Raw genomic sequence first — 21,027 nt, forward strand, 5'->3', positions numbered from 1 at the left:
CACGCAATGACGCAATTAACAGCCCCCGCTGTTCGGCAGTATGAATTTGAGCGTGCCGGGGCCCGCGGGGCGATTTATCGCCTCGCAGCCGTAGCCCTGGGTTACCCGTTGGACGAAACCTGGGAGGCACTGGCCGATGGCCGCTTGCAAGCGGCCCTGAGCGGCGCCTTGCAAACACTGGGTGATGAACCCTGGCCTACGGTTGATGCAAGCTTCAGTTCAGAAGATCTGCAAGTGGGCTACATGGCTACCTTTGTTCACGGCAAACTGGGTAAGCCCAGAGTGCCACTGGTGGCAAGTGCCTACGGCGGGCTGATTGGCGGCCTGACACCGGGCGCCTATATGCTGAATGTGCAGGCGTTCTACACCCACTTTGGCCTGACGGCGGCGGTGGAAGATGAAGGGCACAAGGATCAGCCCGATCACCTGTTAGCGATGCTGGAATTTTGTGCGCTGCTGTGCCATCTGGAGGCTCAGGCCCTGGAAAACAGCCGCGACGCCGCGCCCTATCGGCGCGCTCAAAGGGATTTTCTGGTGCGATACCTGAGACCCTTGCTACAGGCCATTCGCGCAACATATGCCCAAGAGAATCAGTACGGGCTGGATGCCAACCTGGCACATCTGGTGAAGGTGCTTCCGGACTGGACCCATACCCAACAGCTGGCGCTGGAAACCCAGGTAGGGCCAAGCCCCGAAGAGGGTGTGAAAAAAGCCGGATCCGAACTCGCCAGCCAGCCCATGTGGGACTGAATCCAATCGATTAGCATGAGGAACCATGCCATGACATCGCAAGACATAAAAAACGGCCTTCTGGTAAACCGTATTGGCCGGTTAACAGGCTCGCTTACCCTGGCGGCTTGTATGTTGGCAAGCGCTAATGCGTTGGCTGATCAAAGCGACATGAACCCCAACGTGACGGAAATAAAAGCCTGGGATACGGTGAAGGTTTCACGCATTCCTGCCAGCATCTATTTGCGCACCCAGGATGACCCGGACGACCTGATCTGGGATCGTGTGCCGGAATACCGAACAGCTTTGCTGCCGGCGCCACCCGTGCATCAATCCGTTGGCCTGCGCTTTGAAGAAGGCTCTACCCGTACCAAGCACCTGTATTTTCAGGTAGCCCGCTCCGATGAACGTTTTTACATTCGCTTGCGCTGGAAAGACGCCACCGAAGATAGGAACACCACCGTTGATCGATACCGTGACGGCGTTGCGGTGCAATACGCCCTGAATGATGTGGATACCTCGTACATGATGGGTTCCGGCCACGATGACCCGGTGAACATCTGGTACTGGCGCGCTGACAAAGAACAGATCGAGAATCTGGCCGCCGGCGGTTATGGCAGCACGACCACCTTGCCGCAACAGAATGTCTCAGGCGCCAGCGCCTATTTTACCGACCCGGTTCCTGCAGACAGGGAGTGGCACGTGGTGATGTCACGGCCGTTTGAATCTGACGGCGAGTACGCTGTGAATCTTGATCGCGAAACCGTACCCATGGGCTTTGCCGTGTGGCAGGGTAGTGATAACGAACGCGATGGCAACAAACGCGTGACCCACACCTGGATCCTGTTGGACACAAGTCTGGACAGTGATACTGCGAAGTAAGGACCTGATATGTCGGTTTCCCATTTCCCACCCCGTGATCCGCTGGCTTTGGTGCCAGAGGACTGCGGCCTGGGCCATGCCTGCCAGTTTTGCCCGCACGAAGAAGAGTGCGAGCTGGATAAGGGCCAGCACGAAAAACGGCTGATTGAATCCCGGCTGGCGCAGGTGGGCCAGATCATAATGGTTATGGCCAACAAAGGCGGAGTGGGCAAAAGCACCGTGTCCGCCAACGTAGCGGCGGGTCTGGCGGTACAGCGTTACCGTGTAGGGGTAGCCGATGCCGACATTCACGGTCCGAATCAGAGCCGTTTTTTTGGTTTTGTGGGCCAGCGGGTGCGCTTGGGTAAACACGGTCTGCCACCGAAAGACTTTGAGTTTTTTGGTCTGGAACATCCGGTGAAAGTAGGCTCACTGGCGTTTATGATGGAGCGTGATGACACGCCCATTGTCTGGCGTGATGCCTACAAACACGACTTTATGCACCACCTGATCGGATCCTTTGACTGGGGTCCGCTGGATTTTCTTGTTATCGATATGCCGCCGGGCACAGGTAACGAATTGATCACTCTGGCAGACATGCTTGAGGGTCATGATGTCGCTGCATTACTGGCCACGACACCACAGGAAGTGGCGTTGATGGACAGCCTGAAGGCCGTGCGTTTTTGCCAGGAGCGTGGCATGCCGTTGATTGGCGTGGTGGAAAATATGGCAGGCGTAACCTGCCCCCACTGCAGCGGTCATTTTCATGTATTCCCACGCTCTCATCTGGCGGAAGCTCTGGCAGCAGCCGATGTGGAGTCCTTGGCACAAATCCCCTTGTCGCTGGCGCTTTCCAGTGGCTCCGATACGGGCGTGCCGATTGTACTCTCAGAACCTGATGGCCCTGAGGCGCAAGCCTTCGCCCCCGCTGTCGCTGCGTGCGTTGCTCATGCCCGGGCCGGTTTTGCTGAAGCTGCAAAGCAATCCCTGCATGGGCTCACCCAGGCAGGACTGCAGAGTGAAGAGCTTGAGCTGGCACTGGGAGCAGTTCCACCAGAGCAAAGAGAAGCTCTGCGCCAACAGCTGGAATCTTTGTTGGGTAACAGTAACGAGCCTTCCTGACACACCCTTATTCGAGAGTATTGCCATGTCTGACACTCGCGCGCCAGAACGCCGTCGCTTTTTCCAACAACTGCTCGGGACGGATAATGCCTCTGCGCCTGGCCGTGCCCCCTGGCACCGGGTACCGGAAGTGGGTGCCGGCGATGGCGATGTGCTGTGGTCGGGCTGGACCGGTAACGGTGAACTGTTTGTTGTGGGTGATGAAGGTATGGTGCTGCGTTATACCGGTAGCGCCGATGCTGGCGGGCCGCAGTGGCAGCCCATGACGCTGCCCACACGGTTGCCGCTGCACGGTATCTGGGGACCGGCTGCCGATAACCTCTTTGCCGTCGGCTGGATGGGTGCGCTGCTGCACTATGACGGCGCCCAATGGCAATTGCTACGGGGTGGGGTGATTAATGAGAAAGGCGGGCGCTTTGCCGCTTGTGAAGAAAACACTCCGTTATTTGCCATTGATGGTAATGACCAGGGCCAGGCCTGGGCGGTCGGTGACGATGGCATAATTCTGCATTTTGACGGCGCTGACTGGCAGCGCGAACAAAGCCCGACACAGGTCAATTTACGAGCGATTGCATGCGCGCCCAATAATACGGTTTACGCCGCGGGTGGCGAAGGCACCGTGCTTCGACGCGACAGCGACGGGTTGTGGACAAAACTGGATTGCCCGCTGGGTTCCGGGTTTCACTCCTTGCTGGTAATGGACGATGGCACATTGCTGTTAGGCGGTGGCCGGTACTTCGTTGATCAGGGCGGTTTTCGGGGCGAACTGGTGCGCTACCAGAACGGCCAGTTCCAGGCGCTCAAATTTGACGATCCGATGCCACGCCTGAGGGCCCTCAAGCCTTACAAGGATGGCGTGCTGATTGTTGGCGATCAGGGCCATTTATACTATTTCAAGGATCTGCGGCTGGACAAGCTCGAGAGCAACAGCCACCACGATCTGATGGATATTATCGTGTTATCCACAGGCGAAGCTCTGGTGGTCGGTGACTTTGGCACCATCATGACCGCGGCAGAGGATTTCACCCAGGCACTTGCGCCGCCGCCTATGGCCGCTGCTGCCAGCCCCTGGGAAGCCATGGTCGTGCCGACCAAAGGTCAGCTCTGGGGGTTTACTGAAGGCCTTGATGGCACTTGTTATGCCTGTGGTGAATCCGGCACGGTGATGCGCCTGCAAGGTGAGAGCTGGGAGTTGTTGCCGGCGCCCAGTGATCTGGCGGTGCACTGTCTGTGGGATACCGGCGCCGGTTTATTTGCGGCGGGTCAACTCGGGCGCATTTACCGCTTCGACGGCCAGCAATGGACCCTGCATTACGACCTGAATCTGGATCTCACCATTCTTGCCATGTGGGGCAGCAGCCCGGAATCCCTGTATGCGGTGGGCGATGAAGGTCTGGTGCTGCACTTTGACGGTCTGCGCTGGCAGCGCATGCCCAGCGGAACCCAGTCGGCGCTTTACAGTCTTTGGGCCCTGGATGACAAACACATGCTGGCACCCGGTGATTTCGGGTTGGTGCTGAGATACAACGGCAAAGACTGGAGTGACTTCAATGTGGGCACCGAGAATTTTCTCTACGGTATCTGGGGTGACAGCCTGAGTAACATTTACGCCGTCGGCCTGTCGGGCACCCTGGCTCACTTCAATGGTCAGCGCTGGCAGATGATGGCCACTCGTTTGCGGGAAGATTTGCTGTCGATCTCCGGCTCGGACGCTGCAGGCGCCTTTGCCGTTGGTACCCGAGGCTGTGTGCTGCGCCTTGATGGCGATCAGTGGGAGCCGGAACCCAGCGCCAGTGATGCCGGCTTGCGCGCGGTTTGCGCCACCCGTAGCGGAGCGGTTTACGCCGTGGGTGATAGGGGAACAGTTTTGCGTCGGAAGAACCCGGGAACGCTCTGACCCTCGGGATTTTGATATTGATTGCTATTTGTAAACGATAAGTAATATCATTCGAAACTTTCTGACATTGATCGAAAGGAAGGATGATATGTTGTTTTACCGGGTATTGATGGGTGCGGCCTGCAGCGCATTGGTGTTCAACCCGTCTGCACTGGCACAACCCACGGAGTTGGGAGAGCTGGTCGTAACCGCGTCCGGTTTTGAGCAGAGCCAGACCGCTGCGCCAGCCAGCATCACGGTTATTTCCGGTGAGCAGATCCGCAACGAACAGGCATTCAGCCTCACCGATATTCTGGATGATGTGGAAGGCCTGGACGTTAGCGGCGCAGCCGGTAAAACCGGCGGCTTTGATATTCGTATGCGCGGTATGCCGTCAGAATACACGCTGATTCTGATCGACGGTCGCCGGCAGAACACCGCCGGTAGTGTTACCCCCAACGGCTTTGGTCAGACTGCCACCAGCTTTTTGCCACCACCTTCAGCCATTGAACGCATAGAAGTTGTGCGTGGCCCCATGTCGACTCTTTATGGTTCTGATGCCATGGGCGGTGTTATCAACATCATTACCCGAAAAGTAAGTTCCGAATGGGCATCTACAGTCACCGCAGAAACGACCCTTAATCAGGACAGCGATTTTGGCGATAGCCGGGCCTACAGCGCTTATACCAACGGTCCACTTGTGGATGACCTGATTGGTTTTCAGCTTCGTGGTCGCTGGTTTGAACGGGATGAGTCCACGCTGGAATATCTTGATCTGAATGGTGATCCAATTGAAGTCAGCACCCGCGGGCCCAGCCCGGTAGAGTCTGAACAGTATACGGTTGGAGGCCGCTTTACCGTAACGCCGGGTGAGTCAAATGACTTCTGGCTGGATATCGAAAGCAGCAGGCAGGATTACGATAACTCGGAAGGTCAATTGGGCACCTTAGGTGTACAAGGTTACGGCTCTGAGCTGGAATTTGATCGCGACCAGTTTGCAGTGGGCCATACTGGCCGTTTTTCTATCGGCACGCTGGAAACCAGCATCATGAGAAACGTCACTGAAACCGGTGGCCGGATTATTCCTAATGGTGTACCTGGAAAAGTTGCGGGTTCTGACCGGGAACTGAAGGCGGAAAATCGGGTGATCGACAGCAAGCTGGTTATGCCTGTTGCTAACCATGTGGTGACTGTGGGTGGCCAGTGGTTTGATGCGCGGATGACCGATGGTGTCGCCGTGGACGAGTTCAAGCAGAAAACCAAGGCAGTGTTTGTTGAAGACGAGTGGTTCCTTACTGGCGATCTTGCACTTACTCTTGGTGGACGATACGACCACCACGATTCCTTCGGAGGTCAGTTCAGCCCGCGGGCTTATCTGGTTTGGAACTCCACATCTGAACTGACCATCAAAGGTGGCGTAAGCCGCGGTTATAAAACACCCGGGCTTGAGCAACTTGCGCCAGGTATTGTCGGTTTTAGCGGGCAGGGAACAATCCCGTTGTTTGGTAACCCGGATCTCAAACCGGAGAAATCAACGTCAACTGAACTGGCTGTGGTGTACGAAAAGCCGGCCGGCTATCGCGTGAGTGCGACAGTTTTCTACAATGAGTTCACCGATAAAATTGCTGAAGGGCCTGACCTGCTGAATTGCAGTTACGCAGCAGACCCCAATCGCCCGGGTTGTGTGGATAAAGGCAACTGGCCATTGACGGATGTATTTGGCCAGGATCTGAATATTGATGAGGCCATCACCCAGGGTGTTGAGCTAAGTGGTTCAGTGCCCTTTGCTCAGGACTGGCGTCTGGCTGCGAACTACACCTACACCGACAGTGAGCAGAAATCCGGAGAGAGCAAAGGTGAGCCGCTTACGGATACGCCGGAGCACATGGCCAATATCTCCTTGCGCTGGGCGCCTTCGTTGCGCTGGTCGGCCTTTGTGAAGGCCCAGTACGAAAGTGAGCGTTATCGTGCCCGGGACCGTATACGGGGAGCCGCATCCTTTGCCGATCTCGGAGACTTCAAATCCGTCACCCTTGTACATCTGGGGGGGCAATTCAAGGCGTCAGAAAACCTCGGCTTCAGTGCCACGATATACAATCTTCTCGATGAAGACTTCATCGAATACCGCGCCTATGACAATGGCGCGCAATACGGAAACCTCTACGCCAACACAGAAGAAGGCCGGCGCCTGTGGCTATCGGCGACCTACGCGTTCTGAGGGTTTTACCTTGCTTGTTGAGTAAAGTTGACGGTCGTCAATTTTACTTTCGGTAATTATTTCAACAGCTCCCGGTTCATTTACAAACATGAACGTTCTGTTAGTTTTAGGCCAGAAGGACCTGCAATTGAAACAGATGAACCGGGAGAGGAAAAAATGGAACGAAAATCATTGATGCTGGCACTTGCTGTCGGTCTGGGCTTCTATGCCGGAGTGGCCACGGCTGATGATTTACAGGAGCGTGCGCAGGACATGTTTGCAGCGGTACCTCAATACCCACCGGTTATTGATGGTAATGAGCTTACGGAAGCAAAACTCGAGCTTGGCAAAATGCTGTTTTTTGAGCCGCGTTTGTCTGCAAGCCATCTGATCAGCTGCAATACCTGCCACAATGTAGGCATGGGCGGGCATGATTATCTCCCCGTCTCTATTGGCCACGGCTGGCAAAAAGGACCGCGTAACTCGCCAACGGTGTTTAACGCAGTCTTTAACGCCGCTCAGTTCTGGGATGGTCGGGCTGCGGATCTGGCGGAACAGGCCAAGGGGCCCGTTCAGGCTGGCGTTGAAATGAGCAGCACGCCAGAGCGGGTTGTTGCAACTTTGTCGAGCATGCCCGCTTATGTTGAAAAGTTTGGCAATGCGTTTCCTGGTGAGGATGATCCGGTAACCTTCAACAATATGGCGATCGCCATTGAGGCCTTCGAGGCAACGCTGATCACGCCAGATGCTGACTTTGACACGTTCCTGCGCGGTAATACTTCGGCGCTTGATGAGCAGGAAAAAGAAGGTTTGGCGCTGTTCATGGACAAAGGCTGTGTGGCTTGCCATGCCGGTACCAATCTGGGTGGCCAGGCTTACTATCCGTTTGGTCTGGTGACCAAACCCGGTGCTGACATTCTGCCCTCCGGTGATAAAGGCCGCTTTGCAGTGACCTCTACCGCCTCGGATGAGTATGTATTCCGGGCCTCACCGCTGCGTAACATCGAGCTGACCGCCCCATACTTCCATTCCGGAGCCGTTTGGAGTCTGGAAGAAGCCGTTGCCGTTATGGGTACGGCTCAGTTGGGTGCCGAATTGAACGATAAGGAAGTAAAGTCCATAACAGCATTCCTGAAAACGCTGACCGGCAAGGTCCCGGAAATCCGTTACCCCGAGTTGCCTCCCAGCACAGACGATACCCCAAGACCCGAATCCATGGTTCTGCAGTAGTTATGTGAATATCCTTGGCTCATTACTCCAGGTAGCACGCAGGGGGTAATGAGCCACAGGACCCTCCTTCAAGCTCGCTCCCACCCTGTTAACGTTTTTACATAACGACACAGGGTTAAACACTAAACTGTATTGACCTTGAGCTACACTCCGGATTAACACTTTATATATTTATTGAAGCATTTTTTCCCGGAACGTCTTTTAAAGGAGACTTTTCCATGCAGTTCATGTCTTTATTCCTCTTGGCAATTCTGTCGTTTTTCAGTACGTCCCAGGTTTTTGCGGCTGAAAGACTGTACATGTACACCGAAAACTTTCCGCCTTACAACATGAGTACGAACGGCCGAGCGTTTGAACACAGTGCGGACAAGATTGACGGTATTTGTACAGAAAGAGCGAAAGCGGTTCTGGATCAATCCGGCTACGATTACCGGATAAAGCTGCGTAATTGGAACTACGGCTATAACCGCGCCCTGTCGAAAGCCAACCACGGTATCTTTTGCACCACCTATACCGAAGAGCGGGCTCCACTGTTCAAGTGGGTAGGGCCGCTGGCGCAGAACCTGTGGACGATTTTTGCAGCGCCGGGAAGCACTTTTACAATGGAAAAACTCGAAGATGCCAAAGGCAAAACGATTGGAGGGTATCGCAACGATGTCAGGAGTGAGTACCTTCTGAAGCGTGGTTATAAAATGTCGGTGATCGACAGTGACGATCTCAACCCGAAGCGCCTGGCGCTGGGACAGATTGATCTGTGGATTGCAGAACGCCTGGGTGGGCCGTACCTGGCATCCCAGCAGGATATTGAGGGGCTGGTTCCGGTGTTTTCCTTCAACGATGTTGACCTGTATCTGGCGATGAGCCCGGATACACCCGATGAAGTTATTGAAGACCTGAACAAAGCTCTTGAAACCATCAGAAAAAATGGCACTTATGATGCCATTGGAACCAAATACGGTCTGTAATCCTCGGGTGTGAAACTGAAAAATCCCGGGTAACGGCTCTGCCGCCCGGGATATAAAGTCACCGGATACCTTATTCAGTGAAGGCCATATCTTCTGCACTCAGTTGCATCAGGTTTTTGCTGGGGCTCAACATGCTGCTGGCATGGGCCTGGGCCCTGGGTAGCAATCGCTCGTAATAAAATTCCGCTGTGGCCAGTTTGGCCTTGTAGAAAGCCTCTGACTCATCGCCGCCGTTATCCAGACGATCTGCCGCTACTGCAGCCTGCCGTGCCCACATGTAAGCCATGGTCACGTAGCCGCTGTACATGAGGAAATCGTACGAGGCGGAGCTGACAACGTCGCGATCCTTGCGAGCTGCAAGCATGATTCTCACGGTAAGCAGATTCCACTGTGCGGTAAGCTTGAGCAGATCCAGAGCAAACGGGCGTAAACGGCTGTCTGTCAGGTGCTTACGGGCAAAGTTGGCGACCCGGGCGGTGAAGTCACGAACCGCCCCACCTTTGGTCGTCAGCAGTACCTTGCGACCAAGCAGATCCAGTGCCTGAATACCGGTGGTGCCTTCATAAAGCGTGGCAATCCGGGTATCCCGCGCTATTTGCTCCATACCGTGTTCTCGAATATAACCATGGCCACCAAAGACCTGCATGCCAAGGTTAGCTGCCTCATTGCCCAGTTCGGTAAGGAACCCTTTCAAAATCGGGGTCAGGAAGCCCAACTTGTCATCGTATTTTTCGGCTTTTTCAGTATCACCGGTGGCGTGGCCCTCAACCATATGGTCTGCCAGGCGAGCGGCGTCATAGAGCATGGCGCGGCCACCTTCCGCAATGGCTTTCTGGGTCAGCAGCATGCGGCGTACATCGGCGTGGTGAATCAGGCTATCGGCCACCTGATCCGGCTCCTTCTTGCCAGAAAGGGCGCGCATGGAGCGACGCTCTTTCGCGTAGTCCAGAGCCCACTGGTAGGAGAGCTCGGCGGGCCCGACGCCCTGAATGGCGGTGCCGATACGGGCCGTGTTCATAAAGGTGAACATGCACTCCAGACCTTGATTTTCAGGGCCGATCAGGAAACCTGTTGCGTCATCAAAGTTCATCACGCAGGTGGCGGAAGCCTTGATGCCCATTTTCTTTTCCAGGCTGCCACATACCACTGTGTTGCGTTCACCTACGCTGCCGTCTTCGCCGGGCATGAACTTCGGCACGATGAACAGGCTGATGCCTCGGGTGCCCTTGGGCGCGCCGGGCAGGCGTGCCAGAACAATGTGGATAATGTTCTCGGTCAGATCGTGGTCACCGGAGGAGATAAAGATCTTGGTGCCCGTTACCTTATAGGTTCCATCGGCCTGTGGTTGCGCCTTGGTCTTTACCTGGCCCAGGTCCGTACCGCACTGAGGCTCCGTCAGGCACATGGTGCCGGCCCAGCGGCCTTCTGTCATGGGAAGCAGATAAGCGTCTTTCTGTTGGTCAGAGCCGTGCATAAAAATGGTATTCATGGCACCCATGGACAGGCCCGGGTACATGGAAAACGACCAGTTTGCAGTGCCCATCATTTCCTGTTTCAGCAGGCCCATGGAAGCAGGCAGGCCCTGGCCGCCATACTCCTCGGGTGCTGAAAGGCCCTGCCAGCCACCCACCACATATTGATCGTAAGCTTCTTTGTAGCCTTTGGGGGTAGTTACTACGCCGTCTTTCAGCGAGCAGCCTTCTTCATCGCCGGGCTGGTAGAGCGGGCTCAGCTGTTCTTCACAGAACCGGCCGCACTCGATCAGGATGGCATCCACGATATCCGGTGTTGCGTTTTCCCCGCTGGCCAGTGAGGCATAGTGCTTGGGATAATCAAACACGTCGTTGAGCAGAAACTTCATGTCACGCAGCGGCGCCTTGTATGCCGGCATAATTCATCCTCTGTACTTGTCTGAAAGCCTGTGTGCGGGAGCTGTGCACCGCAAAGTTGCCTGCAGTTTTACGGCATTTGCCGCGGGTTTCCATTGACGAAAAGCGCTTATGGCGATGTCAAAAAAGACAGTTCGGACAGTGCCTTGGAACTTGCCCCTGATCGAAGCCGCCCCTTTTGGCGTATGCAGATAACGCACCTGAGTTGTGAATCCTGATGGAGAACATCCATGGAGAACCCCTATGAATAGTGTAAAAAACATGCAAAGCCTGCCTGCCGGAATACCCAAAACCGGTCGGCGCTTTATACTCTTGTTGATAGCGGTTATAGCGTTGTTGAGTGGCTGTTCCGGGCCTGCCCTGACAGACTACGCCGACCGCGGCCCCCGGTTGGTTCCGGAACAATTCTTTTCTGGTGAACTTACCGCCCGCGGTGTGGTCAAGGATTTTTCCGGGGAAGTAATACGCACTTTTGATGCGGATATTGCAGCGTCCTGGGACAGCGCCGGGGTGGGCACATTGGATGAAGTGTTCCGCTTTGATGACGGTGAGGTCCAGAACCGGGTCTGGACTTTAACGCCATCGGAGAGCCACAACAGTTACCACGCGGAGGCGGGTGACGTGGTCGAGCCGGGAACCATGCGTTGGAGTGGCAACGCCATACACATGAATTATTTACTCCGGGTTGCTTACGGCGATGGAACCCTGGATGTGCGTATGGATGACTGGATGTATCTGGTAACACCCGACACCTTGATCAATCAGACCACCATGAGTAAATGGGGTATTGATGTCGGAGAGATCGTTCTGGTTATTCAAAAACAGTAACAAATATCTAAAAAAAGCGTGATGGACACTGGAAATTCTATGCTGAAGCAATGGCTGATCGGATTGGTACTGGTGGTGGTCGCTGCAGGTGCTGCCTTTACCTACCGCTCACTGGATAGTGATGCGATGGAGCAAAGCAATCGCGAACGGCCTGCCAGCGTCGTTAATACGCGGTCACCTGAGTTGGCTACTGTGCGTGATGTGGTTAAGGCGGTTGGTAACCTCAAAGCCCTGAACGCGGTGGAGTTGACCACTGAAGTCAGTGGGCGCGTGGTATCACTCAATCTTGAAACGGGCCGTCGGGTGAAGCAGGGCGATGTGCTTTTGCGGCTTGATGATCGCCAGGCGAGAGCGGATCTCATGGTAATCGAGGCGCAATTGGCCGATGCCCGCCGAAAGTTTGAACGTGCCAACAGCCTTCGCTCCAACAACAGTATTTCCCAATCCCTGGTGGACGAACTTCGTACTTCAGTTGACGTTTCGGAGGCCCAGCGCCAGGCCGTGCAGGTGCGTCTGGAGAACCACCGGATCGAAGCGCCGTTTGCAGGCGTTGTCGGGCTTAGTGATATCAGCATCGGTGCTTATGTCACAGCCGGCACGACCGTCACCACACTTGATAACACCGACAAAATGGAGCTCAACTTTACAGTCCCTGAGCGGTTCGTGGGGCAGGTTGGTCTCGGCCAACAGGTATTTGGCAGCTCGCCTGCTTTTCAGGATACCCGTTTTTCCGGAGTGCTTACCGAGCTGGGCTCACGCATCAATGAACTCAGCCGAACCCTTCCAGTGCGGGCTCTACTCGATAATCCCGGCGGCAAACTGCGCCCCGGGCAATTCATCTCAGCGACGCTGACCCTGAGAGAGCGGCAAGCACTGCTGATTCCTGAGCAGGCGGTCATGATTCGCGGTGAGGAAAAATACGTGTTCGTGGCCGAGGACGGAATCGCAAGACGCTTATCGGTCGTTCTTGGTTCAAGGACGCCGGGTCTGGTGGAAGTGGCGGAGGGTCTGACTCTGGAGGACAGGGTGATCGTTACCGGGCAGGATCGCCTGAGCAGCGGCAATCGAATTCGGGTGGTGGATGAGGACAGCGCCATACCGGACAACCGTTTCGCCAAGACTGCGGATTCCTGACGGTGATCCTTTCAGATGTCTCCATAAAACGCCCCGTTTTTGCAACGGTTCTCAGCCTGCTGATTGTTGTATTCGGTCTGGCAGCGCTGTTCGGCCTTCCGGTTCGCGAATACCCGGATATCGACCCTCCTGTCGTGTCCATTTCCACCAACTATACAGGTGCCGCAGCGGAAGTCGTGGATACACAGATCACTCAGGTGATCGAAGGTACTATCAGCGGTATTGAAGGCATCCGGTCAATTGAGTCTTCCACTGAACAGGGGGAGTCGCGAACCAGTATAGAATTTTCCACATCCCGGGATGTAGACATCGCTGCCAATGACGTTCGTGATGCCGTTTCCCGGGTTGCTGACCAACTACCCGATGAAGCGGATGCGCCGGTCGTGCGCAAGGCGGATTCCGATGCGCGGCCGATGATGTGGGTAACTCTGCGCAGTGATCTCTGGGACAGTGCTGAACTCAGTGACTTTGCAGATCGTGCCCTGGCTGACCGTTTGTCCGTGCTGGATGGAGTTGCGGACGTGCGCATCGGTGGGGAACGACGGTACGCCATTCGGGTTTGGCTCGACAGGGAGAGATTAGCGGCCAGAAACATCACTGTAGCAGAAGTGGAAAGAGCGTTGCGCGCAAACAATGTAGAGTTGCCTGCAGGTTCCGTCGACTCCTCCACCCGTAACTTCACCGTTCGGGCCGAAGGCCGGCTATCCACCGTGGAAGAATTCCGCGAGCTGGTCATCCGCAGAAACAATAACGAACTGCTGCGCCTGGGCGAAGTCGCCAATGTCTATATGGGGGTGGAATCCGATGTAGGTCGCCTGCGTGCCAACGGCCAGACAGCGATCGGTATGGGGGTTATCCGCCAGTCCAAAGCCAATACGGTCGCTGTGTCTGACGCAGTCAAGGCTGAGCTGGAGACAATCCGGGAAACCCTTCCGCCGGAAGTGACGATCGCTGAGAGCTACGACGAATCTATTTTTATTCGTGCTTCAATCAAGGAAGTGGTCATTACGCTCGCGATTGCTGTCTCTCTGGTGATTCTGGTGATCTTCCTTTTCCTTCGGTCCTGGCGGGCTACCCTGATTCCGGCAGTGACTATTCCGGTTGCAGTCATCGGTGCTTTTATCGGCCTGGGCTTCCTGGGCTTTTCCATCAATGTGCTGACATTGTTAGCTGTAATCCTGGCGATAGGCCTGGTGGTGGACGATGCGATTGTCATGCTGGAAAACATCCAGCGCCGAATAGACGAGGGTGAGCCGCCGCTGCTGGCCTCCTATCGGGGTGCCAAGCAAGTAGCTTTTGCCGTTATTGCCACCACCCTGACGCTGGTGGCGGTGTTTGTGCCCATTTCGTTTATGGGGGGCAATATTGGCCGCCTGTTTGCTGAATTCGGCTTCACTCTTGCGGCTGCCGTGGTGGTGTCCAGCCTGGTTGCACTAACTCTCGCGCCCATGCTGTGTTCAAAATGGCTCCGGCACAGCCCGGAATCGGTCGAGGGGCATCGCCTGTGGGCGGCGAGCGAGAACGTTCTGAATGGCCTCACCCGGGGGTACGACCGGCTATTGCGCTTCTCCCTGAATCAGCCTGGCTTGCTGATTGGCCTGGGTGTTGTGGGGCTGATCATTGCGGCAGTGATTTACCCAAAGCTGCCCCAGGAGCTGGCGCCTACTGAAGATCGTGGCATTATCATCATGCCTGCCAGTGCCCCCCGGGGCTCGACCGTGGAGTTCACAGACCACTATGTCCGCAAGGCGGAAGAAAACCTGTTGCCCTATATCGAGTCCGGCGTAGCCAACCGTTTGCTCTCAATCGTCGGTTTTCGTGATGAAGAAGATAATGCCTTCATGATCATGGGCCTGGCGCCTTGGGAAGAGCGGGACATCAAGCAACAGCAGATTACAAGCGAGCTGCGGGATAAACTGAGCGAGGTTACCGGTATCCGGATCGTGGCCGTGAACCCTCCGGGGCTGGGACAAAGAGGGTTTAACCAGCCCGTGGAGTTTGTCATTGCCGGTCCGGACTACGAATCGGTTCAGGCATGGAGTGAGGAGATTGTTGAGCGGGCGAAGGAGAATCCGGACTTACTGAATCTTGAAACCGACTTTGAGCTGACCCGACCGGAACTGCGACTGACAATCGATCGTGAGCGGGCTGCAGACCTGGATATAACCGTCGAGGATGTCGGCCTGACCCTGCAAACCATGCTTGCCTCGCGCCAGGTGACGACCTATCTGGATCGTGGCCGCGAATACGATGTAATTGTGCAGGCGGCCGATGCTGACCGTGCCACCCCGGCTGATCTGGGGCAGATTTTTCTACGGCCGAGAGAGGGCGGTTCGCTCATACCCCTTCAGGCACTGGTATCAATTGAAGAAGTAGGCGCGAACCCGGACTTGCGGCGCATCGACCGGCTACCGGCAGTGATCATCAGCGCCTCTCTGGCTGATGATTATGATCTTGGCTCGGCGCTGACCTACCTGAACAATCTGTCTGTGGATAACCTGCCACCGGAAGCGCGGGTGAGTTACCGGGGGTTATCTCGGGAATTTCAGGACTCTTCCGCTGCTATCTATGTCACTTTCGGTTTGGCCTTTATCATTGTATTTCTGGTGCTGGCAGCCCAGTTTGAAAGCTGGATTCACCCTCTGATCATCATGCTTCCGGTGCCACTGGCTGTAACCGGCGCACTGCTGGCCCTCTGGTGGAGCGGCATCAGCCTGAACATATACAGCCAGATCGGGATCATTATGTTGCTCGGGCTGATGTCGAAAAACGGCATATTGATTGTCGAGTTTGCCAACCAGCTCCGTGATGACGGCTACGCGGTAAAAGACGCCATTCTGGCCGGCGCGTCCCTGCGTTTCCGGCCGGTACTGATGACTACCATATCCACGGTCTTTGGTGCTGTGCCACTGGTCATTGCCACCGGTGCGGGCGCTGAGAGCAGGGCGGCGATTGGTATGGTGATTCTGGGCGGGCTGATTTTTGCGACCACGCTTACGTTGTTTATCATCCCGGTGCTCTATAATCTGCTGGCCGGCTTTGCCAAATCAGCCAATGCGATTGAACATGAACTGGAACGCCAGGCATCTTTGTCCCAGGCCAGCTCGTCGGATTGATGCAAAGTCTGGCGTAACCCAGCAACCCGGATGTTTTCATGGCCATACACAGTCAGTTCCGTTTACTGGGGCAGCGGCGTTTCTTGCCGTTTTATCTCACCCAGTTTTCCGGCGCGTTCAATGACAACCTCTATAAGAATGCGCTGCTACTGCTGATTGCCTATCAGACCACCGGCCTGTTCGGGCTTTCAGTGAACACGGTGATAAATCTGGCTGCCTTCCTGTTTATCCTGCCGTTTTTCCTGTTCTCCGGTATTGCAGGGCAAATGGCCGATCGCTATGAGAAAGCTGCCATTATCCGCAAGGTAAAGCTGGCTGAAATCGGCATTATGGCTATTGCTGCGCTGGCGCTCTGGCTTGGTTGGTACGAAGGGCTGTTAGTACTTTTGTTTCTGATGGGTACCCAGTCCACTTTCTTCGGGCCGGTGAAGTACGCCATTTTGCCGCAGGTGCTTGGCGATGATGAGCTGGTTGGAGGCAATGGCCTTGTGAGCATGGGCACCTTCGTGGCCATTTTGCTTGGCACCATAGTGGCCGGTTTGCTTATGGGGCTTGAGGCGGCGGCAAAACTCACGGCGGTAAGCGTGCTGGTGATGTCGGTTCTGGGTTATCTGGCGGCACGACAGGTACCGGAAACCGTCCTGGATGTTGCCGGGCAGGCGGTGCGCTTCCGGCCGGTTCTGGAAACCTGGCGCCTGATGGGCGTCGCGGCGGAGCGCAAGCCGGTGCTTTGGGCAATTCTGGCCATATCCTGGTTCTGGTTTCTTGGCGCCGCTTATCTCACCCAGTTCCCCAGCTTTGCCCGCAGCAATCTTCAGGGCGACGAAACCGTGGTTACCCTGCTGCTGTCCATGTTTATTGTCGGTATCTCCATCGGCTCGATGATGTGCGAACGTCTCACTCGGCATCGCATTACTCTGGTGCCTGTGCCCTGGGGTGCCCTTGGCCTTACCCTGTTAGGGGTGGATCTGTTCTTTGCGGTGCCGGTCGGCCAGGAGCCAACAATCTGGTGGACACTGGTGACAGACCCTGTGTACATACGGGTATTGCTCGATCTGGTCGGCATCGGGGTTTGCGGCGGCTTGTTTATTGTGCCCCTGTACGCGTTTATTCAGCATGAAACCCCAAAACATAAACGTGCGCGAATCATTGCAGCACTGAACGTGATCAACGCGCTGTTCATGGTGATGAGTGCACTGACGGGAATTCTCGTGCTTGGGGTTCTTGATGTCGGTATTCCGGGGTTTTTCCTGCTGCTGTCTTTGGCTAACGGGCTTGTGGTAATAGCCGTGTGGCGCCTTAGACGAAGAACACAACAAGTATCTGTGGATAAATAGTTGGATAAGCTGCGGATAAGCTTTGAATGAATTTTTTAAACTCAGTAAAAACAAAGCGTTAATGGTCTATGAGGGGTGCCGGACAAGTGTTGGTTAATGTGGATAACTTTCTTGAAAACTTTTGTGAAGAGAGTGACCCAAGCCTATGAAAACCCGCTGATTTCGATTTTATGTAGCGCGAATATAGGTATCCAGGAAGGGTTTTCCCGGCGCACTCTGGCCGACGGCTTTTCTCCGGAAACGCTTCTGGTTAAAATTTGCACATCCAGACTGCATTTTCACGGGTGAAACGTTATACTCCCCGCCCTGTTTTTATACCCCCGAATTCCGAGGTGAACTGTGGATTTTCCAACGCGTTTCGATGTCATTGTCATTGGTGGCGGCCATGCCGGTACCGAAGCCGCGCTTGCGGCTGCGCGAATGGGCTCGCAAACCCTGCTGCTGACTCATAACATTGAAACCTTGGGCCAGATGTCCTGTAACCCGGCCATCGGGGGCATTGGCAAAAGCCATCTGGTCAAGGAAATTGACGCTCTTGGCGGCGCCATGGCTCAGGCCACAGACTTGTCCGGAATCCAGTTTCGCGTGCTCAACAGCCGTAAAGGCCCTGCGGTGCGGGCCACCCGTGCCCAGGCCGACCGGGTCCTGTACAAGGCCGCGATTCGCCACACACTGGAAAACCAGCCCAACCTGACGCTGTTCCAGCAAGCAGCAGACGATCTGATTGTCGAAAACGATCAGGTTACCGGAGTGGTGTCCCAGACCGGTATCCGTTTCAATGCCAAAACGGTGGTATTGACGACCGGTACCTTCCTGGGCGGCGTTATCCATATTGGCATGCAGCACCACGCGGGTGGCCGTGCCGGTGATGCGCCTGCCAACGCACTGGCGCAACGTCTGCGGGATCTGCCTTTCAATGTGGGCCGGCTCAAAACCGGAACACCGCCGCGTATTGATGCCCGCAGTGTCGATTTTTCCGTGATGCAGGAGCAGTGGGGCGATAACCCTACTCCGGTCATGTCGTTTATTGGCAGCCGTGATCAGCACCCTGAGCAGGTCTGCTGCTATGTAACCCGCACCACTGAGCAGACCCACGATATTATCCGCAGTGGTTTTGATCGCTCGCCCATGTTTGCCGGCAACATTGAAGGCATTGGGCCGCGCTACTGCCCGTCTATTGAAGACAAGGTCAGTCGCTTTGCCGACAAGGATTCGCACCAGATTTTTGTGGAGCCTGAGGGCCTCACTACCCATGAGCTATACCCGAACGGTATTTCTACCAGCTTGCCGTTTGACATTCAGCTTGCGGCAGTCCGTACGATTCCGGGCTTTGAAAACGCCCATATCACACGGCCTGGCTACGCTATCGAATACGACTATCTGAACCCACAGGACTTGCGCCACACGCTGGAAACCAAGTTCATTCAGGGTCTCTATTTTGCTGGCCAGATCAATGGCACCACTGGTTATGAAGAAGCCGGAGCCCAGGGCTTGCTCGCGGGCATTAACGCAGCCCTGCGCTCACAGGAGAAGAGTGAATGGTATCCACGCAGGGATGAAGCTTATCTGGGTGTGCTGGTCGACGACCTGATCACTATGGGCACCAGCGAGCCATACCGCATGTTTACCAGCCGGGCTGAGTACCGTCTGATTTTGCGCGAAGACAACGCCGATCTGCGATTGACCGAAGCCGGCCGCAAGCTTGGCTTGGTTGATGATGAGCGCTGGAAGAAATTCAATGACAAGTTTGAAGCCATAGCGACTGAGCGTAAGCGCCTGGAGTCCACCCGTATTCATCCTGCAACCGAGGCTGGTGAACGCGCCAATGGCTTTCTCAAGCAGCCAATGACCCGGGATCACACCCTGGCGGAACTGCTTCGTCGCCCGGAGGTTGTGTACAGCCATATTGCCGAGATCGGCGCCGCCCAGGCGGATGACCCGGTTGTGGCAGAGCAGGTGGAAATCGAAATCAAATACGAAGGCTACATTTCACGCCAGACTGAAGAAATTGAGCGCCTGCGCCGGAATGAGAACACCGCGCTGCCCATAGATCTGGATTACGATGTCATCGGCGGCCTGTCCAACGAGATCAAACAGAAACTGAAAGAGGTTCGCCCCGAAACGGTGGCTCAGGCCTCGCGGATTCAAGGGGTTACGCCGGCTGCGATCTCGCAGATTCTGGTGAATCTGAAAAAGCGCGAGCTTCTGCGCAAACAGAGCGCCTGAGCACATCTATGACCCAAACACTATGGCAACGGCAGCTACGGGAAGGGCTGTCCGCGATGCAGCTTTCCCTGAGCGAAGCCCGGCAACAACAGCTGCTGGCATTTCTGGCCCTGCTCAATAAGTGGAACAAGGCTTACAACCTCACGGCTGTGCGCAACGAAGGGGAGATGGTCTCCCGACAATTGCTCGACAGCCTCAGCATTATGCCCTGGGTAACCACGGAGCATCTGCTCGACGTTGGCGCCGGCGGCGGCTTGCCGGGTATCCCTCTGGCTATTGTGCTGCCAGAAACGCGCTTCACCCTGCTGGACAGCAACGGTAAGAAAACCCGTTTTCTGAATCAGTGTGTGCTGGAGCTGGGCCTGAACAACGTGGATGTTATCCATGGCCGTGCAGAAGACTGCAAGCCGGAACAACCGTTCAGCCAGATAAGCAGCCGTGCGTTTACCGCGCTGGATAACCTGGTGGGTTGGTGTGGCGATCTGCTGGCAAATGAAGGCAGTTTCCTTGCCATGAAAGGCCAGTATCCGGATGATGAGATAGCTGCGCTTCCTGCCGGCTGGCAGGTATCATCCAGCCATTCCCTTGAAGTCCCCGGCGCCGGCGGTGAGAGACACCTGCTGGTCGTGACCCGAGCAGAGCAGTAACTGTATTCAATAATAAGGAGGCGAGAGATGGCGCGCGTGATTGCAGTGACCAATCAGAAGGGTGGTGTTGGCAAAACCACCACTTGCGTCAACCTTGCCGCTTCACTGGCCGCCACCAAGCGCCGGGTTCTGCTGGTGGATATGGATCCCCAGGGCAACGCCACCATGGGCAGTGGTGTGGATAAAAGCGGGCTCGAGCTCTCAGGGTACGACCTGCTCACCAAACGGGCGACTGCGGCCGAGGTGATTGTCCATGCCGAAGCTTCCGGCTTCGATATCATGCCCTCGAATGGCGACCTGACAGCTGCAGAAGTGGCACTGATGAACGAAATCGGCCGTGAGCACCGGCTGAGACTTGCCATCAACAGCGTCCGCGATAATTACGACTACGTTCTGATCGATTGTCCGCCCTCACTCAGCCTGTTAACCGTAAATGCGCTTTCTGCGGCTGACTCGGTGCTTATCCCCATGCAGTGTGAGTACTACGCACTGGAAGGACTGGCCGCACTGATGAATACCGTGGAGCAGATCAAGGAAACGGTCAATCCGGATCTGGAAATTGAAGGCATTCTCAGAACCATGTACGACCCCCGGAACAGTCTTACTCTGGATGTGTCCGGCCAGCTTACCGAGTATTTCGGGGAAAAGGTCTATCGCGCCGTCATTCCACGCAACGTGCGCCTGGCCGAAGCACCCAGTTACGGAATGCCGGCACTGAAATACGATAAGGCATCCAAGGGCGCCATTGCTTACCTGGCGCTGGCCGGAGAAATGGTGCGCCGCCACAGGGCAGAAAAGACATCCGCGGAGGTTGCGGTGTAACATGGCGGCCTGTCTCTCTTAAAAGATGCACAACGACTATCAACGGGA

Annotated in this window: 15 protein-coding genes; 14 read left to right on the plus strand and 1 reads right to left on the minus strand. The window is 55.6% G+C overall.

Features of this window, described 5'->3' with window-relative positions; all coding sequences use genetic code 11:
- Positions 1–6 precede the first annotated feature (6 nt).
- The 7 genes from FFI90_RS07485 (at position 7) to FFI90_RS07515 (ending at position 8,980) form a co-directional block, all read left to right on the plus strand.
- The gene (locus FFI90_RS07485; RefSeq protein WP_144777326.1) at positions 7–750 is read left to right on the plus strand and encodes a molecular chaperone TorD family protein; all 744 of its coding nucleotides are present in this window, start codon (positions 7–9) and stop codon (positions 748–750) included.
- A gap of 30 nt (positions 751–780) precedes the next feature.
- Positions 781–1,611 (plus strand): ethylbenzene dehydrogenase-related protein, encoded by an 831-nt coding sequence (locus tag FFI90_RS07490; RefSeq protein ID WP_222120499.1) that lies wholly within the window; start codon positions 781–783, stop codon positions 1,609–1,611.
- 9 nt (positions 1,612–1,620) lie between these two features.
- Entirely contained in the window at positions 1,621–2,712 is a 1,092-nt protein-coding gene (locus FFI90_RS07495; RefSeq protein WP_144777328.1) for a P-loop NTPase, read from the plus strand.
- 25 nt (positions 2,713–2,737) lie between these two features.
- Positions 2,738–4,609, plus strand: coding sequence for a WD40/YVTN/BNR-like repeat-containing protein (locus FFI90_RS07500; protein ID WP_144777329.1), 1,872 nt, complete (start codon positions 2,738–2,740; stop codon positions 4,607–4,609).
- A gap of 88 nt (positions 4,610–4,697) precedes the next feature.
- Complete coding sequence (locus FFI90_RS07505) at positions 4,698–6,806, plus strand: TonB-dependent receptor domain-containing protein (protein WP_144777330.1); 2,109 nt, start codon at positions 4,698–4,700, stop codon at positions 6,804–6,806.
- Between the two features lie 252 nt (positions 6,807–7,058).
- Positions 7,059–8,015 carry a cytochrome-c peroxidase gene (locus FFI90_RS07510; RefSeq protein WP_425463098.1) on the plus strand — a complete coding sequence of 319 codons (957 nt, stop codon included), beginning with the start codon at positions 7,059–7,061 and terminating at the stop codon, positions 8,013–8,015.
- A gap of 218 nt (positions 8,016–8,233) precedes the next feature.
- Complete coding sequence (locus tag FFI90_RS07515; RefSeq protein WP_144777332.1) at positions 8,234–8,980, plus strand: substrate-binding periplasmic protein; 747 nt, start codon at positions 8,234–8,236, stop codon at positions 8,978–8,980.
- Positions 8,981–9,050: 70 nt separating this feature from the next.
- Here FFI90_RS07515 and FFI90_RS07520 read toward each other — a convergent pair whose 3' ends face one another.
- On the minus strand, positions 9,051–10,871 hold the full coding sequence (locus tag FFI90_RS07520; protein ID WP_144777333.1) for an acyl-CoA dehydrogenase C-terminal domain-containing protein: 1,821 nt from the start codon (positions 10,869–10,871) through the stop codon (positions 9,051–9,053).
- Positions 10,872–11,112: 241 nt separating this feature from the next.
- Here FFI90_RS07520 and FFI90_RS07525 point away from each other — a divergent pair, with 241 nt between their 5' ends.
- The 7 genes from FFI90_RS07525 (at position 11,113) to FFI90_RS07555 (ending at position 20,979) form a co-directional block, all read left to right on the plus strand.
- The gene (locus FFI90_RS07525) at positions 11,113–11,697 is read left to right on the plus strand and encodes a DUF3833 domain-containing protein (protein WP_425463091.1); all 585 of its coding nucleotides are present in this window, start codon (positions 11,113–11,115) and stop codon (positions 11,695–11,697) included.
- A gap of 39 nt (positions 11,698–11,736) precedes the next feature.
- Positions 11,737–12,831: an efflux RND transporter periplasmic adaptor subunit gene (locus tag FFI90_RS07530; protein WP_144777334.1), complete on the plus strand. Its 1,095-nt coding sequence runs from the start codon at positions 11,737–11,739 to the stop codon at positions 12,829–12,831.
- A gap of 2 nt (positions 12,832–12,833) precedes the next feature.
- Positions 12,834–15,947: an efflux RND transporter permease subunit gene (locus FFI90_RS07535; RefSeq protein ID WP_144777335.1), complete on the plus strand. Its 3,114-nt coding sequence runs from the start codon at positions 12,834–12,836 to the stop codon at positions 15,945–15,947.
- A 38-nt stretch (positions 15,948–15,985) separates the two neighbouring features.
- Entirely contained in the window at positions 15,986–17,284 is a 1,299-nt protein-coding gene (locus FFI90_RS07540) for an MFS transporter (protein ID WP_144777336.1), read from the plus strand.
- 339 nt (positions 17,285–17,623) lie between these two features.
- Positions 17,624–19,510 carry a tRNA uridine-5-carboxymethylaminomethyl(34) synthesis enzyme MnmG gene (mnmG, locus tag FFI90_RS07545; protein WP_144777337.1) on the plus strand — a complete coding sequence of 629 codons (1,887 nt, stop codon included), beginning with the start codon at positions 17,624–17,626 and terminating at the stop codon, positions 19,508–19,510.
- An 8-nt stretch (positions 19,511–19,518) separates the two neighbouring features.
- The gene (gene rsmG / locus FFI90_RS07550) at positions 19,519–20,157 is read left to right on the plus strand and encodes a 16S rRNA (guanine(527)-N(7))-methyltransferase RsmG (protein WP_144777338.1); all 639 of its coding nucleotides are present in this window, start codon (positions 19,519–19,521) and stop codon (positions 20,155–20,157) included.
- A 27-nt stretch (positions 20,158–20,184) separates the two neighbouring features.
- Positions 20,185–20,979, plus strand: coding sequence for a ParA family protein (locus FFI90_RS07555; protein ID WP_144777339.1), 795 nt, complete (start codon positions 20,185–20,187; stop codon positions 20,977–20,979).
- The last annotated feature ends 48 nt before the right edge of the window (positions 20,980–21,027 follow it).

It is taken from the genome of Marinobacter maritimus, assembly GCF_007671675.1.
Lineage (GTDB): Bacteria > Pseudomonadota > Gammaproteobacteria > Pseudomonadales > Oleiphilaceae > Marinobacter > Marinobacter maritimus.

Coding starts and splice junctions, on each gene's coding strand:
- FFI90_RS07485 (WP_144777326.1), top strand. CDS start 7: ATGACGCAATTAACAGCCCCCGCTGTTCGGCAGTATGAATTTGAGCGT.
- FFI90_RS07490 (WP_222120499.1), top strand. CDS start 781: ATGACATCGCAAGACATAAAAAACGGCCTTCTGGTAAACCGTATTGGC.
- FFI90_RS07495 (WP_144777328.1), top strand. CDS start 1,621: ATGTCGGTTTCCCATTTCCCACCCCGTGATCCGCTGGCTTTGGTGCCA.
- FFI90_RS07500 (WP_144777329.1), top strand. CDS start 2,738: ATGTCTGACACTCGCGCGCCAGAACGCCGTCGCTTTTTCCAACAACTG.
- FFI90_RS07505 (WP_144777330.1), top strand. CDS start 4,698: ATGTTGTTTTACCGGGTATTGATGGGTGCGGCCTGCAGCGCATTGGTG.
- FFI90_RS07510 (WP_425463098.1), top strand. CDS start 7,059: ATGTTTGCAGCGGTACCTCAATACCCACCGGTTATTGATGGTAATGAG.
- FFI90_RS07515 (WP_144777332.1), top strand. CDS start 8,234: ATGCAGTTCATGTCTTTATTCCTCTTGGCAATTCTGTCGTTTTTCAGT.
- FFI90_RS07520 (WP_144777333.1), bottom strand. CDS start 10,871: ATGCCGGCATACAAGGCGCCGCTGCGTGACATGAAGTTTCTGCTCAAC.
- FFI90_RS07525 (WP_425463091.1), top strand. CDS start 11,113: ATGAATAGTGTAAAAAACATGCAAAGCCTGCCTGCCGGAATACCCAAA.
- FFI90_RS07530 (WP_144777334.1), top strand. CDS start 11,737: ATGCTGAAGCAATGGCTGATCGGATTGGTACTGGTGGTGGTCGCTGCA.
- FFI90_RS07540 (WP_144777336.1), top strand. CDS start 15,986: ATGGCCATACACAGTCAGTTCCGTTTACTGGGGCAGCGGCGTTTCTTG.
- rsmG (WP_144777338.1), top strand. CDS start 19,519: ATGACCCAAACACTATGGCAACGGCAGCTACGGGAAGGGCTGTCCGCG.
- FFI90_RS07555 (WP_144777339.1), top strand. CDS start 20,185: ATGGCGCGCGTGATTGCAGTGACCAATCAGAAGGGTGGTGTTGGCAAA.